Source organism: Bradyrhizobium sp. SZCCHNPS1003 (assembly GCF_032381555.1).
Classification (GTDB): domain Bacteria; phylum Pseudomonadota; class Alphaproteobacteria; order Rhizobiales; family Xanthobacteraceae; genus Bradyrhizobium.
In genome coordinates, this window is sequence record NZ_JAUHIU010000003.1 from 1 (window position 1) to 15,297 (window position 15,297).

General features: G+C 64.7%; 14 protein-coding genes. 2 read left to right on the plus strand and 12 right to left on the minus strand.

Going from position 1 to position 15,297, the window contains the following annotated elements; genetic code table 11:
- Positions 1-347, plus strand: a 347-nt coding sequence (locus QX126_RS05970) for a hypothetical protein (RefSeq protein ID WP_315779883.1), incomplete at its 5' end; no start/stop codon positions are given.
- A 330-nt stretch (positions 348-677) separates the two neighbouring features.
- Here QX126_RS05970 and QX126_RS05975 read toward each other — a convergent pair.
- The 12 genes from QX126_RS05975 to QX126_RS06030 form a co-directional block, all read right to left on the minus strand.
- The gene (locus QX126_RS05975; protein ID WP_315779885.1) at positions 678-959 is read right to left on the minus strand and encodes a GNAT family N-acetyltransferase; all 282 of its coding nucleotides are present in this window, start codon (positions 957-959) and stop codon (positions 678-680) included.
- Positions 960-1,028: 69 nt separating this feature from the next.
- Positions 1,029-4,202, minus strand: coding sequence for an efflux RND transporter permease subunit (locus QX126_RS05980; RefSeq protein ID WP_315779887.1), 3,174 nt, complete (start codon positions 4,200-4,202; stop codon positions 1,029-1,031).
- Positions 4,199-5,623: an efflux RND transporter periplasmic adaptor subunit gene (locus tag QX126_RS05985; RefSeq protein WP_315779889.1), complete on the minus strand. Its 1,425-nt coding sequence runs from the start codon at positions 5,621-5,623 to the stop codon at positions 4,199-4,201. The genes QX126_RS05980 and QX126_RS05985 overlap by 4 nt, the downstream gene beginning before the upstream one ends.
- A 76-nt stretch (positions 5,624-5,699) precedes the next feature.
- Positions 5,700-6,092, minus strand: a complete 393-nt coding sequence (locus tag QX126_RS05990) for a FixH family protein (RefSeq protein WP_315779891.1) — start codon at positions 6,090-6,092, stop codon at positions 5,700-5,702.
- Between the two features lie 91 nt (positions 6,093-6,183).
- Positions 6,184-6,552: a hypothetical protein gene (locus QX126_RS05995; RefSeq protein ID WP_315780302.1), complete on the minus strand. Its 369-nt coding sequence runs from the start codon at positions 6,550-6,552 to the stop codon at positions 6,184-6,186.
- Positions 6,553-6,828: 276 nt separating this feature from the next.
- Complete coding sequence (locus QX126_RS06000) at positions 6,829-7,620, minus strand: transporter substrate-binding domain-containing protein (RefSeq protein WP_315779893.1); 792 nt, start codon at positions 7,618-7,620, stop codon at positions 6,829-6,831.
- Positions 7,621-7,796: 176 nt separating this feature from the next.
- Complete coding sequence (locus QX126_RS06005) at positions 7,797-8,207, minus strand: hypothetical protein (RefSeq protein ID WP_315779895.1); 411 nt, start codon at positions 8,205-8,207, stop codon at positions 7,797-7,799.
- Positions 8,208-8,459: 252 nt separating this feature from the next.
- A complete protein-coding gene (locus QX126_RS06010) occupies positions 8,460-9,458 on the minus strand; it encodes a hydroxyacid dehydrogenase (RefSeq protein ID WP_315779897.1) in 999 nt (332 codons plus the stop codon).
- Positions 9,459-9,486: 28 nt separating this feature from the next.
- Entirely contained in the window at positions 9,487-10,587 is a 1,101-nt protein-coding gene (locus QX126_RS06015) for a sn-glycerol-3-phosphate ABC transporter ATP-binding protein UgpC (RefSeq protein WP_315779899.1), read from the minus strand.
- Positions 10,588-10,606: 19 nt separating this feature from the next.
- Positions 10,607-11,518, minus strand: coding sequence for a carbohydrate ABC transporter permease (locus QX126_RS06020; RefSeq protein ID WP_315737944.1), 912 nt, complete (start codon positions 11,516-11,518; stop codon positions 10,607-10,609).
- Positions 11,518-12,453, minus strand: coding sequence for a sugar ABC transporter permease (locus tag QX126_RS06025; protein WP_315737945.1), 936 nt, complete (start codon positions 12,451-12,453; stop codon positions 11,518-11,520). The genes QX126_RS06020 and QX126_RS06025 overlap by 1 nt, the downstream gene beginning before the upstream one ends.
- Before the next feature lie 123 nt (positions 12,454-12,576).
- The gene (locus QX126_RS06030; RefSeq protein ID WP_315779901.1) at positions 12,577-13,917 is read right to left on the minus strand and encodes an ABC transporter substrate-binding protein; all 1,341 of its coding nucleotides are present in this window, start codon (positions 13,915-13,917) and stop codon (positions 12,577-12,579) included.
- 409 nt (positions 13,918-14,326) lie between these two features.
- Between QX126_RS06030 and QX126_RS06035 the strand changes: the two genes are divergently transcribed.
- Positions 14,327-15,055 (plus strand): Spy/CpxP family protein refolding chaperone, encoded by a 729-nt coding sequence (locus QX126_RS06035; RefSeq protein WP_315780305.1) that lies wholly within the window; start codon positions 14,327-14,329, stop codon positions 15,053-15,055.
- Positions 15,056-15,297: the final 242 nt, after the last annotated feature.

A 15,297-nucleotide genomic window follows, 5' to 3' on the forward strand; every position in this document is an offset into this window, starting at 1 on the left:
ACCGGCTGGAACGACATTTGCCGGAAGGGACTTTCACCCTCTCAAGAACCGCGCCTTTCCACGGCGCACCTTATACGCAGTCTCCCTGGTGCGCCGGGCTTGTTGGCCACCATGGCGACAATGCGCTTGCGCGCATTGCGCTGGACACCAGCATCGGGGTGTCAGGACGCTGCGATTTCACGTCCGCGCCGTGCCGTTCGTCCGCGTGCAAGCACGCTGCGGCAAAACGCGGCCATCGCCTCCCCACCTCGCGTGTCGAGACGATCGCGCGCAACGCCCCTCTCGTTGAGGTGGGATGGCGGCAGTCAATCATAGTTTCCGGAAAAACGAAAGGTGAATATTTTTAGCGCAAGGACTGGACAGGGGTCTTCGCGTTGAAATGACTGCAGGACTTTGCGTTTTGCGTCCTGCTGGACATTCCATGTCAGGTTCCGGCTGCGGCCTCATCTCGGAATCCGCAGTATCCCAATGGAGACCCTGACCGCCGTCTTGTATAAGCCCCGCGATTATGCTCTCCGGAGACATCCACAGCAGCGAAATCATCGTACTATGCTACACTCACGCTACCACGAACGCCGTCGAGATCACGTTCTCATAGCGGCCGTCGATGCGGACGGCGTTGCGTTGCAGCCCTTCGGCTCGGAAGCCGACGTCCTTAAGGCGATCGCATTCATGTTCTACTCGCGCACGGTCAGCTCGATGCGCGTGAGGCCGAAGGCAAGCGCGGCGTCCATCGTCCGTCGAATGAGAGCACGACCAATTCCGCGGCCGCGATGAGCTGGCAGCAGACCTATGCCGAGGGTGCCGCAATGGGCGTAATCACTCGGCAAGCACGTGTCCTGCGCCAGACGAGGGGAGGCAATGGCGCTGTCGGCGCAACGCAGGTCGCGCAGCTCCCCCAAGGCAGCATATTGGAAGACGGCTGTTCTCGCGTGCCACCGCGAGCGCGCGATCCGCAAGTCCCGTCGACGTGTCCAAGCGAGCCTGGCGGCAGGGCGATGACCTAACCTCCGTCTCGAAGCTTCGGCTCAAGCCGCCTCTGCCACCGGTTCCGATCCATCGCCAGAGGCGCCGCGCGCCGCTGTGCTGCCGGATGACAGGCCACGTCCTTTCACCAGACCGAAGATGGCGGGGATCACGATCAGAGTGAGCAGAGTCGATGAGATCATGCCGCCGATCATGGGGACGGCGATGCGCTGCATGATCTCGGAGCCCGTACCATTGCTCCACATGATCGGAAGCAGACCCGCCATGATGGCGACCACGGTCATCATCTTCGGCCGGACGCGCTCGACGGCGCCCTCCATGATCGCGTCCTGGAGATCGCGCCGGGTCAAGGGCGCGCCCTCAGCGGCCCGCCTGGCTTTCATCTCGGCGAGCGCGTGGTCGAGATAGATCAGCATCACGACGCCGGTCTCAGCGGCCACGCCGGCGAGTGCAATGAAGCCGACCGCGACGGCGACCGATAGATTGAAGCCGAGCCACCACATCATCCAGATGCCGCCCACCAGCGCGAACGGCAGCGACAGCATCACGATCAGGGTCTCCGTCATGGCCCTGAAGTTCAGATAGAGCAGCAGGAAGATGATGGAGAGCGTCACGGGGACGACGATCTTGAGGCGGGCAGCGGCCCGCTGGAGATATTCGTACTGGCCGCTCCAGACCACGTAGGTGCCGGCTGGAAACTGGATGTTCTCGGTGACGGCGTGCTGCGCGTCGGCGACGTAGCTGCCGATGTCGCGATCGCGGATGTCGACATAGATGTAAGTTGCAAGCTGTCCGTTCTCGGTCCGGATCGAGGTGGGTCCCCGGACCGGCTCGATCCTGGCGACCTCGCCGAGCGGCACGGCGCCGCCGGCCGGCATCGGCACCAGGACATCGTCGGCGATGGCCTTCGGATTGTCGCGGAGATCGCGCGGATACCTCATGTTGACCGTGAAGCGCTGGCGGCCCTCCACCGTGGTGGTGACCGTCTGGCCGCCGAGCGCAGCCGCGATCGTATCCTGGACGTCCTGGACCAGCAGGCCGTAACGGGCGAGCGCCTCGCGGTCGGGTGTGATCTCGAGGTAGTAGCCGCCGATGCCGCGCTCGGCATAGGCCGAGGACGTTCCGGGGACGGTCTTGATGACCCGTTCGATCTGCTTTGCCAGACGATCGATCTCGGTCAAATCAGTGCCCATCACCTTCACGCCGATCGGCGTGCGGATGCCGGTCGAGAGCATGTCGATGCGGGCCTTGATCGGCATCGTCCAGGCGTTGGAAACGCCGGGGAATTGCAGCGCCTTGTCCATCTCGGCGATCAGGCTGTCGATCGTGACGCCAGGGCGCCATTGATCCCTCGGCGTGAGGTTGACGACCGTCTCGAACATCTCGATCGGCGCGGGATCGGTTGCGGTCGCCGCCCGCCCGGCCTTGCCGTAGACCGAAGCGACCTCCGGGAACGATTTGATGATGCGGTCCTGCATCTGCATCAGCTCCGCGGCCTTGGTCACGGAGATGCCGGGCAGGGTCGTGGGCATATAGAGCAGCGTGCCCTCGTTCAAGCTGGGCATGAACTCGGTGCCGAGCTGGCGCGCCGGCCAGATGGAGATCGCGAGCACCGCGACCGCGGCGAGGATCACGATCGTCTTGGCCCGCAGCACGCCCTTGATGACGGGCCGGTAGATCCAGATCAGCAAGCGGTTGATGACGTTGCGGCGCTCGGGAATGATTCTGCCGCGCACGAAGATCACCATCAGCGCCGGCACCAGCGTGACCGACAGCAGCGCGGCCGCCGCCATCGAGAACGTCTTGGTGAAGGCGAGCGGGCTGAACAGCCGGCCTTCCTGCGACTCCAGCGTGAAGATCGGCATGAACGACACGGTGATGATCAGGAGGCTGAAGAACAGGGCAGGGCCGACCTCCGCGGCCGCGTCGATCAGGATTTGAACACGCGATTGGTCGGGCTTGGCCCGCTCGAGGTGCTTGTGGGCGTTCTCGATCATGACGATCGCGGCATCGACCATGGCGCCGATCGCAATCGCGATGCCGCCCAGGCTCATGATGTTCGAGCCGAGCCCGAGCAGTTTCATCGCGCCGAACGCCATGAGCACGCCGACCGGGAGCATCAGGATCGCGACCAGGGCGCTGCGGACGTGCAGCAGGAAGACGACGCAAACGAGGGCGACGACGATGCTCTCCTCGAGCAGGGTGTGCTTGAGCGTGGCTATGGCGGCATAGATCAGGTTCGAGCGGTCGTAGACCGGAACGATCTCGACCGATTTTGGCAGACTGCTCGCGATCTCATGCAAGCGCTTCTTGACGTTCTCGATGACATCGAGCGCGTTGACGCCGAAGCGCTGCAGCACGATACCGCTGGCGACTTCGCCCTCGCCGTTGAGCTCGGCAATGCCGCGCCGCTCGTCCGGACCGAGCTCGACGGTTGCGACGTCGCGCAGCAGCACCGGCGTGCCGCCGGACGTCTTCAGCACGATGTTGCCGAGGTCGTTTATATTCTTGATGTAGCCCTTGCCGCGGATGACGTATTCGAACTCCGAGAGCTCGACGGTGCGGCCGCCGACATCGGCATTGCTGGCACGGATCGCGTCGCGAATCTTCTGCATGCTGACGCCGCGATCGCGCATCCGCTGCGGATCGAGAACGACGTTGTACTGCTTGACGAAGCCGCCGATGCTCGCGACCTCGGCGACACCTTCGGCCTTGGCCAATGCGAATTTGAGGGTCCAGTCCTGGATCGTGCGGGCGTCGGCGAGGTTCAGCTCCTTCGACATGACGGCGTATTGATAGACCCAGCCGACGCCGGTGGCGTCGGGGCCGATCGTGGGTGCAATTCCCGCCGGTAGCCGCGACGCTGCGCTGTTCAGGAATTCCATCACGCGCGAGCGTGCCCAATAGATGTCGGTGCCGTCCTCGAAGATGACGTAGACGAACGACACACCGAAGAACGAGAAGCCGCGCACGACCTTCGACTTCGGCACCGTGAGCATGGCCGTGGTCAGCGGATAGGTGACCTGATCCTCGATCACCTGCGGCGCCTGACCGGGATATTCGGTGTAGACGATGACCTGTGTGTCCGACAGATCGGGGATCGCGTCGAGCGGCAGATGAATGAGCGCGTAGAATCCGGCGGCTGCGGCGAAGCCGGTGCCGAACAGGACCAGCAGGAGATTGCGCGCGGACCAGGCGATGATGCGGGCGATCATTTGTGCGCTCCCATCCCGGCGTGATCGGCGTTGGCGGGCTGCTGTTCAGCTGCTTCGGCAAAGCTCTTCAACGCGGCCTTGAGGTTGCTCTCGGCATCGATCAGGAAGTTGGCTGACGTGACGACCGCCTCGCCTTCCGACAGACCGTCCCGCACCTCGACATAGCCAGCGCCGTGGCGACCGAGCTTGACGGCGCGCGGCTCGTAGCGGCCGTCGCCCTTGTCGATCAGGACCGCCTGGCGGCTGCCGGTGTCGAGCACGGCCTCCGCCGGCACAGCCAGCACCGGCGCCGGGGCTGCGGTCTCGATCTCGGCATCGACATACATGTCAGGCAGCAGCGCGAGGTCCGGATTCGCGAGCTCGATCCGCACCCGCGCCGTCCGCGTGTCCTTGTTCACCTGGGGATAGATCACCGCGATCGCGCCAGCGAAGGTCCGCCCCGGGAAGCTGCGCGCGCGGATCATCACGGGCTGACCCACCGCGATGCTGCCGAGGTCGCGTTCGGCGACGTCGACGAGGGCCCAGACCAGCGAGATATCGGCGATGCGGAACAGTACGTCGCCCGGATTGGCACGCATGCCTTCGATCGCATTGCGCTCGAGCACGATGCCGTCGCGCGGTGCCGACCATTGCACCGTCACGGGGGCGACGTGCGACTTCTCCATGGCCGCGATGACCGGCTCCGGCACGTCCAGATTGGTCAGCCGCTGGCGCGAGCCGCGGCCATAGGCGGCATTGCCGCCGACGATGTTGGAATTGATGGTGGAGAGATATTCGGCGGCGGCCGCCGCGATCGCCGAGCTATAGATCTCCATCAGCGGCTGGCCCGCTCTGACGCGCGTGCCGGTCGTCACGTCGGCGATCTTCTGCACGAAGCTTTCGGCGCGCATCGCGATCACGGAGATGCGCCGCTCGTCGAGCTGGATGGTGCCCGGCGCCTTCACCGCGACGTGGAGCGTGCGCCGCTCGACCGGCGTTGACTTCACGCCGCTGCGCTGGATCTTGCCGGGCGACAGCTTCACCACGCCGTCGTCGGCCTCGTCGCCGTCGTAGACGGGAACGTAGTCCATTCCCATCGGGTCCTTCTTCGGAGTGGGAGACGTGTCCGGCAGGCCCATCGGATTGCGGTAGTAGAGAATCTTGCGTGAGGGGTCCGCCTGCTGCTTCGGCTTGGCCGGCTCCGGCGCCGCTTGATCGTCGTCATAGACGGGCAGATAGTCGCGCCCGCGATCGTCCTTCCTGGGGGTCGCCGACCAAGCGGGGGCACCGCCTGGGTCGCGATAGTACAGCGGCATCCGATCCGCCGCGGCGGCGGCAAGAGGGGCGCGAAACGACGGAGGCGTGGTCTGGATGGATACGAGCCCACCCAAGCCGAGGCCAGCACCGACCGCAATGGTCGCGAGCAGACGCAACGTGTTCATGGCATCACCGTGAGGCGCGCTGGGCGCGCACTATCCGTTGGGAGACTGGGGCGCTCGTCGGGAGCGCCCCGCGAGCTCACTTCGTCGCCTTGACGATGACCTTGCCGGTGACCGTCTCAGGCTCGCCCTGCACCTTGGCGGACAGCGTGACCTGGTAGCGCCCGGCCATCGGCAGGTCGGTCTTGAAGGCGTAGACGCCCGGTTCCTTCGACGGCAGCGGCGCCACGTCCGACACCATGTCGGCCATCCCGTCGGGGGCCATGTCGACGCGCGTCTTGAAGATGACCGCGTCGGCGACCGGCTTGCCGGTCTGCTTGTTGGTCAGACGAATGGCGACCGTGACATCGTCGCCCTTCTTCATCTCCGGAGTGACCGGCTCGAACGTGTAGTCAGTCACGCCTGCCAAGGCGGCTGATGTGGCAAGCGAAAGGGTGGCGGCGAACGCCGCGATGCTAAGTCTGGAAAGCATGGTCCTGTCCTCATCAATGAATCTCGGCCGTGGCGCCGATGGCGCGCACGTCAGCGGTCGGCGCGCAGGCACGCGCGCGTCGGTAACGAGATCAGACTCGAGGAGGTCGGAAAGGAGGACTGCCGCTATCGAGGGAGGCCACCTGGTCGGCGGGAAGTGCCAGCGTGGTCGCCGCGATGGCGAGTGGAGCGACGACGATGGTCCTGATATCGCCGAGGGCAACCGTTCCGCCGGCGCAGCAGAAACCCATCCCGCATTTGTCGCCGTGTGACGGGGAAATCGTTCCCTTCATGTCGTCAGGACAGCACTCGTCCATCGACATGTCGGCGCCATCGCCCATGGCCATGCTTGCCTGCATGTCGTTCGACGACATTGCGACCGCCACCGTCGATGCGCCAATCGGCAGCATCGCCAGCGAGAGGGCGATCGCGAACGCCAGGATGGTCCGAACAAGCCGCATCAGGATCCGAGTTTGCCTTGGCCGCAGCATACCCTACTGCGCTTCTGGGGGCAGTCCTTGAGACGGGTCAAACTGCGCCATCGCGGACGCGATGGCTGCCAGGGTCGACGTCATCGACCACGATATACCCCCATGGGGTAGATTCCGCAAGCCGGGGTGAATGCCCGGGCGAGCCGGGCATGACGAGCGAAAGTCCGGTGAATTCCTGCCACGCTGGCGCGCGCCCGGTCTGAAGCGATGGTTCCGACAGGAGTCCCCCGGGGGCAAATGCCAACGTCAATCAAACCAGTTCTTGTAGATCGCCTGGTAGCTGCCGTTCTCCGTGGAGATATGCAGCCACTGATCCATGAACGCCTTCAGCGCGACATCGCGCTGCAGCCAGTAGGCCTTCTCGGAGAAGTCGAACGGCTTGTCGGGGTGGACGGCGCAGAGCACGCCGGGATGCAGCTTCTGCTGATAGCGCGTCTCGGAGGCATCGGTCATCATCAGGTCGGCGTCGCCCTTGGCGATCTCCTCGAAGATCGTGACGTTGTCGGTGTGGACGCGGATGTCGGCGGCCTTGACGTTGGCGCGGGCGAAGCGCTCGTTGGTGCCGCCGGGGTTGACGACGACGCGGGTGCCCGGTCTGTCGATGTCGGCCAGCGTCTGGTATTTCGACGTGTCCGAGCAGCGAGCGATCGGCGTCTTGCCCTCGCGCATGATCGCGGTCGAGAAGTAGCCCTTCTTCTGGCGGTCGAGCGTGATCGACACGCCGCCCATGGCGACGTCGAACTTGTCGGCCTCGAAATCCTTCATCAGTTGCGGCCAGCTGGTCGGCACGAACTCGACCTTGACGCCGAGCGCCTTGCCGAGCGACTCGGCCATGTCGACGTCGAAGCCGGAGAATTTGCCGGTCGCCTTGTCGAGATAGGTGAAGGGCTTGTAGTCGCCGGTCATGCCGACCCGCAAGCTACCGCGCTGCATGATCTCGTCGAGGCGCGAGGCCTGCTCGGCGGCCGCCGGGACGGCAAGGCTGCAGACGAGGACGAGCCCAGTCAGAACGGACAGCGGACGATCGAAGAACCCCATGATGCGACACCTCGGCTTGAGTGGGACGAGGTTCTTCTTATACGAAGCGGTGTCGCGGGACGAGGGGCAGAGGCGGCTGTCGTACCGTTCGGAGCGGCTCACGGCCGCCGCCGGCGGTCGATGCTGGTCCACCAGGCGATGCCGCGCATCGTTCAACGATGCGGGGCGACGGAGCGCTAGGTCCGGCCGGGTCCTACCGGAGCAAACGCACCCTTGCCGGTCATCTCGTTCTTCAGCGCCTCGAAGCGCTCTGCCGCCTCGTGCGCACGGGTGTCGACCATGTCGACGGCGGCTTCGGCCGTCATCGGGCCGCTGCTGACGGCGATCGAGGTCGGCCCGACGGTCTCGTCGACGTAGTAGCCGTCTTCGCCGCGCCGCGCGGTCCAGCGGAAGCGGATTGCAGAGATCGGGCCGGGCCCGATCTTGGTGTAGCCGTCGGCCTGATCGAACGACACCACCGTGCCTGCGGCTTTCTTGGCGGGAGAGTTGGGAGCAGGCGCGGCCGCCCGGTCGTCACGCTTCGCAGACTCCGGCTTGTCGAGGATGCTCGCTATCGTTGCGAGCGCGTGCTCCGTCGCAACACTCATGATCGCCTCTGTTCCTACTGACGCGCGCAAACGCCGACGCCAATAGTTATAGTTGTAGCGAAATCTGGGCGAGATGCAATAATGCGTTCAAATTTGGGCAACAAAGCGGTGGATGAGGATCTCGAGGAGTGCAGGAGGACGCTCGACTCAGCCGGCCCGTTCTCCAAAAATGGATGGCCGGGACGGAGCCCGGCCATGATTATTCGTGAGAATTGAGCATGGGTCAGTCCGAGGACGGTACCAGCTCGCGACTCAGAGCACGTCCTGATTGATCACGTTCTGCCGGATCGGATCGCCGTCGAGCACACTCAGGATGTTGCGCGCGGTCTGCTCGCTCATGCGGTCGACGGCCTCGCGGGTGACGCCGGCGACGTGCGGCGCCATGATCACGTTGGGCAGCGCATGCAGCGCGTGGCCGACCGGCGGCGGCTCCTGCTCGAACACGTCGAGGCCGGCGCCGGCGAGGCGGCCGGACACCAGCGCGTCGTACAGCGCGGCCTCGTCGATCAGGCCACCGCGCGCGGTGTTGATCAGATAGGCGGACGGCTTCATCAGCCGCAGACGCGCTGCATTGAACAGGCCGATGGTCTCCGGCGTCTTCGGGCAGTGGATGCTGACGAAATCGGCGCGCGGCAGCGCGGCGTCGAGGTCGGTCACCGGCTCGCAGCCGGCGGCGGTGATATCGGCGGCGGGCTTGTACGGGTCGTAGACCAGGACGTGCATCTCCATCGCCAGGCAGCGCTTGGCGGTGCGGGTGCCGATGCGGCCGAAGCCGATGATCAGCACGGTCTTGCCGTAGAGATCGAACGGCAGCACGCCGAGCCGCGCGCCCCAGGTGCCGTCCCTGACCATCGCATGCATCTCGTTGGCGCGCTTGGCCAGCGTCAGCATCATGAACAGCGCTTGCTCGGCGACCGACGGCGAATTCGCGGTGCCCGCGACCATCAAGGGCACCTTGTGGCGGCTCAGCGCCGGCACGTCGACCGCGTCGAAGCCGACGCCGATCCGGGTCACGACCTTCATGTCGCCGGCAGCGACGAGCTCCGGCTCGCCGAACCGGGTCGCACCGAGGGCGACGCCATGCACCGGGGCATGGGAGGTGAGCAGCGCAGAAAAGTCCGCCGCCGAGATCATGTTGGGGAACTCGATCATCTCGACGTCGTCGCGCGCCGCGAGCAGCGCGCGTCCCTTGGCCGAGAAGGATTCCGTGACGAGGATCTTGTTCTTGTTGGTTGCCGTCCTGGTGGTCATATCCTGCCCTTGAAGCTTCTTGTGCTCGTCAGATCACGAGCCCGGTCGCCTCGTTTAGCAGGTGCATGTTGTTGAGGTCCATTGCCATGCGCAGAGGGCTGCCATCCCGCGCGCCGGCGTTGGGGTTCACCCGCCCGCAGACCGGCGTCTCGTTGAGGGTGAAGTAGACCAGCGTCTCCATGCCCATCGGCTCGGTGACGTCGAGCAGCGCCTCGAACGGCTCAATCCCAGGCTCCGCATGCGGCTTGGTCTCGGTGATGTGCTCCGGCCTGATGCCGAGCAGCAGCGGCTCATTTCGTGACACGGACTGATAGCGCGCGGCGCGCGCCGGCGGCAGCGGAAAGGTGATGCGGTCGGTGAGGCGGATGTGGAGCCGGCCATTGGCCTCCTCGAGCCGGCACGGCACGAAGTTCATCGCGGGCGAGCCGATGAAGCCGGCGACGAAGCGTGTCGCTGGATTGTGGTACAGCTCGTTCGGCGTGCCGATCTGCTCGATGCGGCCCTTGTTCATGACCACGACACGGTCGGCCAGGGTCATCGCCTCGACCTGGTCGTGGGTGACGTAGACCGTCGTGGTGCGGACCTTCTGGTGCACCTTCTTGATCTCGATGCGCATCTGCACGCGCAGCTTGGCGTCGAGGTTTGACAGCGGCTCGTCGAACAGGAAGACCTTGGGATTGCGCACGATCGCACGGCCCATCGCCACGCGCTGGCGCTGGCCGCCGGAGAGCTGCTTGGGCTTGCGGTCGACGAGGTCGGCGATATCCAGCATGCGCGCGGCCTCCGCCACGCGGCTCTTGATCTCGGCCTTCGGATAGTGCTTCAGGCGCAGCCCGAACGACATGTTCTCGGCCACCGTCATGTGCGGGTAGAGCGCGTAGTTCTGGAACACCATCGCGATGTCGCGGTCCTTCGGGGGGACGTCGTTGACGACGTCGCCGCCGATGGTGATGTCTCCGTCGGAGATGTCCTCTAGCCCTGCGATCATCCGCAATGTCGTCGACTTGCCGCAGCCGGACGGGCCGACCAGCACGACGAACTCGTGGTCGGCGATATCGAGATCGATGCCCCTGACCGCCTCGACGTCGTCATAACGCTTCACGACCTTGCGCAAGCTCACTTCAGCCATGTGTGGTCAACCCCCGTCATCAGCCCTTGGTCGCGCCGGCCGTGAGTCCGGCAATGTAATAGTCCATCAGGAACGCGTAGATGATCAGCGGCGGCGCCGCGCCAAGCAGCGCGCCGGTCATGATCTGTCCCCAGTTGAAGACGTCGCCCTTGATCAGGCTCGTGACGATGCCGACCGGCAGCACCAGTTGGTCGGTCGAGGTCGTGAACACCAGCGGATACAGGAACTGCGCCCAGGAGACGGTGAAGGCAAAGATCGTCGCGGCGATCAGGCCGGGCAGGGCGACGGGAATGAAGATCCGCGTCAGCGTCTGCAGCCAGGAGGCGCCGTCGATGATGGCGGCTTCGTCGAGCTCCTTCGGGATCGACGCGAAATAGCCGATCATGATCCAGGTGCAGAACGGCACCGTCAGCGTCGGATAGATGAACAGCAGCACGTACCAGCGGTTGATCAATTGGATGCCCGTGACGTCGCCGATCAGTGCGAACATCTTGAACAGCGGGATGAACAGCAGGCTGTCCGGAATCAGGTAAGTCAGGAACACGCCGGTCGCGAGCGTGGCCGAGCCCCAGAATTTCATCCGCGACAGCGCGAACGCCGCGGGGATGCTGATCAGCATGGTGATGATCACGACGACGATCGAGACCATGGCCGAGTTGAAGAAGAAGCGCATGAACTGGTTCGAGGTCAGCAGCTCGAGATAGTTCTCCAGCGTCGGGTGGAATACCCACCACGGATTGGTCGCCGCGGAGATCTCCGCGCTGCCCTTCAGCGAGGTGATCAGCATGTAGAGCGGCGGCACCAGCGAGAAGATCGCGAACAGCGTCAGGAAGAAATACGACCAGCGCAGCGCCCAGGCGCGGTCGCGGCTCATCGAGCCATATTTGACGTTGCGGGTCGGGCCGGCCTTGTCGATCGTGACGGTGCTCATCAGGATTCGTTCCCCCGCTTGTTGACGTCGCGCAGGATGAAGATGGCGGCCACCGCCAGGATCGGCACCATGAACAGCGAGACGCTGGCGCCGAGCGGAATGTCGCTGCCCTCGATGCCGACGCGGAACGCCCAGGTCGCGAAGATGTGCGTCTTGTCGAGCGGGCCGCCGGCGGTGAGGATGCGGACGATGTCGAAATTGGCGAACGTCACGATCAGCGAGAACAGCGTCGTGATGGCGATGATGTTGCGCATCATCGGCAGCGTCACGTACCAGATGCGCTGCCACCAATTGGCGCCGTCGATCGCTGCGGCTTCGTAGAGCTGCTCCGGGACGGATTTCAGCGATGCCAGGTACATGATCATGAAGAACGGCGCGCCGTACCAGATGTTGACCAGGATCACCGAGAACCGCGCCCAGGCGGCGTCGCCGGTCCACGGGATCGGGCCGATGCCGAAGAAGGCGAGCGTGTAGTTGAAGGCGCTGTAGGACGGGTCGAACAGCCACAGCCACGCCAGCGTGCTCATCGCCGGCGGGATCACCCAGGGTACCAGCAGCATGCCGCGCCATTTGCGCTGCCCCTTGGCGGGGATGTTGTGCACGAAATGCGCGACGATGAAGCCGATCAGCGCCTTGAACACGACGGCGGTGATCGCGAAGATGCAGGACTGCTTGACGACCAGCCAGAACGTGTCGCGCTTGAACAGGAACTCGAAATTGCCGAAACCGACGAAGCGCTGCATCGACTTGTTCAGCGTCGCCAGATGCACCGAATACAGGGCGGGATAAACGACGAGGAGCACGATCAGCAGGATCAGCGGCAGCGTCATCAGGAAAGCGGCGGTCGATTTCCGCTTCAACGCCCTGTGCAGACCATTGCGGCGGGCCGCGCGAGGGCGGGCGACGGCGTTTTCACCGATGGCGGCATCAACCATGAAAAAAGGCTCCTCGTGATGTCCCCCGCGACGGCGGGGTCCTCACTGGATGGGGAACACTGACAAGGTGAAAGGAGGCGGCCCGCCTGCTGAAGCGGACCGCCGGCGTTGCTTCAACATGCCTCAGCTGCGCATGAAGCCTTCGCACTCGCCTTCGGCCCAGGCGAGGGTCGATTCCATCTTCTCGCCCTGGGCGTAGCGCAGGCACATCTTGGTCATCGTTGCCTGCGCATAGATCTGCTGCGCGATCTTGGGCGGAGCAGGGGAGGCTGCGATCGACAGCGTCTGGTGATTATAGGGGTTGGGATAGTGATAGAGCGTCCCCTTCGGCGGGCCCTCCTCCTGCCACACCTTGAGCGTCGTCAGCTTCTGATAGGCCGGCAGATCGTAGCCGCCGCTCGCCACCACCATCTTCTCGATCGATGACGGCTTCGACAAGTGCACGATCAGGCTCTTGGCCGCCTCCTTGTTCTTGGAGAACGACCAGATGCTCCAGAAGTAGGGCAGGAACGGCGCGAAGCGGCCCTTGGGGCCGACCGGGAAGCCGTGGGTCCAGCACTGCTCGGCAATCTGCGGCGCGTCGCGCTTGGCCACCGCCCAGGCGCTCGGCGGATTCATGATCATCGCGCCCTTGCCCGAGACCAGCCATTTGTTGTTCGATGCGTCGTCCCATGAGGCGACATCCGGCGGCAGTGCCGCGATCAGCCGCTTGTAGAACTCGAGCGCCTGGCGCACGGCATCCGTCTTCACCGTGACATCGCCCTTGGCATTCACCAGCTCGGCGCCATACGCCTGGAAGAACGCGCCGGCGGAGTCCACGCTATCGGTGGTTTCGCCGAGCCCGATGCCGAACGGCACGCCAGCCTTCTGGCAGGCCTCCGCCGCTTTCAGGAAGGTCTCTGTGGTCCAGCTGTCGGCCTTCGGTGGAGAGCCGGCCGGATACAGCTCCTGCACGTCGATGCCCGCATGCTTCTTCATGAGATCGATGCGGGTGCAGGGGCCCTTGATCTGACTGCCGACGCAGGCCGGCACGGCGAGCCATTTGCCGCCGGACTGTCCGAGATATTTGACGGTGCCGTTGACCTCGCCATTCTCCTGGATGATCGGCCCCATGATGTCGTTGACCGGCTCCAGCAGTTCGGCATGCGCATGCGGCCACCAGGTCGGCATAGCGATCAGATCGTGGCCGGACTTCGCGGCGCCCTCGGCGGCGATCGTCAGCTCGATCTTCTTGCCCTGGCTGGTGATGTAGTCGATCTGGACCTCGACCTTCTCCTTGGCGGCCCACTCGTTGACGAGATCGGTCGAGGCCTGGTTGGCGCCCGGAACCCAATGGTCCCAGAAGCCTATCGAGAGCTTGCCGGCGGCGTAGGCACCGCGCACATAGGGCGCGGCAATCATGACCGCCGAGGTGGCAGCGGTCGCAGCAACGAATTGTCGACGGTTCAGCTTCCTCCGTGACATGGCGTTCCCTCCCTGGTGAGCCAAGCATTCTGTCAATGCGAATCCGATTTGTTAGTTGTTGCGTCGCGTCATGCGCGCATGGATTTCGCTTGGGTGCAATCAGAGCAGAATTGCGAGCGGCTGTCGAGAAAGCAGGTGAGGCGAATCCTTGAACTAATGGCGGGCACAATTCGTCGCAGGTCCGTAACTGATTGCATCGCAGCGCTGAGCGCTGCAGTGCAAGGCGCGTCCCCGGCAGAGCAGGAAGCAGAGCAGGAATCAGTCTAGCCGAACGCGTTCGATGCATCGCACTGCATGCGGCCGATGGACTTGCGCGTTGCGGCAACGATAGAATTCGTTGGAATCATGGCCGTCACGACCAGCGACTGCGCGCGACGGTCGGACGTGTTGCACGGAGCCTGAACTGATGATGACGAGCCCCGCCGGCATTTGGCGCCGGTCTCTCCGGTGCATCGCAATAGGAGTGTCAATAGGCCTCATCGGCCTCGCGGGCCTGCCGCGTCAGCTTGGCGCGCAGGGCCTGTTCAAGGGCGTCGAGCAGGGCGCGCGCGAAGGCAACAAGGCGGCGGGGCCGGTCGGCGGTGTGCTCGGCGGCGCGATCGGCGGTGTCGTCGGCGTGGTCACCGGCGTGACCGGGGCGTTCACCGGCAACAGCGGCCAGCAGAGTACGCAGCCCGAGGCACCGCCGGCCGAGGGCAGGAAGGCGAAGCCTTCCAAGGCGACGAAGACGAGCAAGGTCGCCAAGGCGACGCCGATGTTGACGCAGCCGGGCGTCCCGCAACTCACGGCCGAACAGATCGTCGCCAACAGCGACAGCAATATCGAGCGCCTGAAGACCGGGCTGAGCCTGACGGAAGAGCAGGCGAAGAACTGGGGTCCGTTCGCCGACGCGATGCACGCGCTCGGCCGCAACGGCGCGGATCGACTCGAGCTGCGCATCGCGCGGTCGAAGCGCGATCCGCCGGATGACATCGTCGAGCAGATGCGCAACGAGGCTCAGTTCCTGGTCGATCGTGCCGCCGACCAGCGCGCGGTGGCCGACACGTCCGAACCGCTGTTCACCAGCCTCGACGACAAGCAGAAGCAGATCTTCATCGACGAGATGGTGCGCCTGAGTCGCGAGCGCGGACTGGACTAGCTCAACGGAGCTGGCGTCGTCGGGGCTGCGCCGTTGGCAGCAGCGGCGCCTGCGGCATGCCGTGACGCATAACCCATCGCGGTCGCGCTGCGTCACGGTACATTAATACCCTAAGAATGGCAATTGGTCGCGTTGACGGCATGGTCGGGAGAAAGCAGGCTCCGCGGCATGCACATTTATCGGGCACGAGCGGGCGCGGCTCGCGCAACGTGCCGGCCACCATCGCTGCCTCTGCAACCGAA

Coding starts and splice junctions, on each gene's coding strand:
- QX126_RS05980 (WP_315779887.1), bottom strand. CDS start 4,202: ATGATCGCCCGCATCATCGCCTGGTCCGCGCGCAATCTCCTGCTGGTC.
- QX126_RS05985 (WP_315779889.1), bottom strand. CDS start 5,623: ATGAACACGTTGCGTCTGCTCGCGACCATTGCGGTCGGTGCTGGCCTC.
- QX126_RS05990 (WP_315779891.1), bottom strand. CDS start 6,092: ATGCTTTCCAGACTTAGCATCGCGGCGTTCGCCGCCACCCTTTCGCTT.
- QX126_RS05995 (WP_315780302.1), bottom strand. CDS start 6,552: ATGCGGCTTGTTCGGACCATCCTGGCGTTCGCGATCGCCCTCTCGCTG.
- QX126_RS06000 (WP_315779893.1), bottom strand. CDS start 7,620: ATGGGGTTCTTCGATCGTCCGCTGTCCGTTCTGACTGGGCTCGTCCTC.
- QX126_RS06005 (WP_315779895.1), bottom strand. CDS start 8,207: ATGAGTGTTGCGACGGAGCACGCGCTCGCAACGATAGCGAGCATCCTC.
- QX126_RS06010 (WP_315779897.1), bottom strand. CDS start 9,458: ATGACCACCAGGACGGCAACCAACAAGAACAAGATCCTCGTCACGGAA.
- QX126_RS06015 (WP_315779899.1), bottom strand. CDS start 10,587: ATGGCTGAAGTGAGCTTGCGCAAGGTCGTGAAGCGTTATGACGACGTC.
- QX126_RS06020 (WP_315737944.1), bottom strand. CDS start 11,518: ATGAGCACCGTCACGATCGACAAGGCCGGCCCGACCCGCAACGTCAAA.
- QX126_RS06025 (WP_315737945.1), bottom strand. CDS start 12,453: ATGGTTGATGCCGCCATCGGTGAAAACGCCGTCGCCCGCCCTCGCGCG.
- QX126_RS06030 (WP_315779901.1), bottom strand. CDS start 13,917: ATGTCACGGAGGAAGCTGAACCGTCGACAATTCGTTGCTGCGACCGCT.
- QX126_RS06035 (WP_315780305.1), top strand. CDS start 14,327: ATGACGAGCCCCGCCGGCATTTGGCGCCGGTCTCTCCGGTGCATCGCA.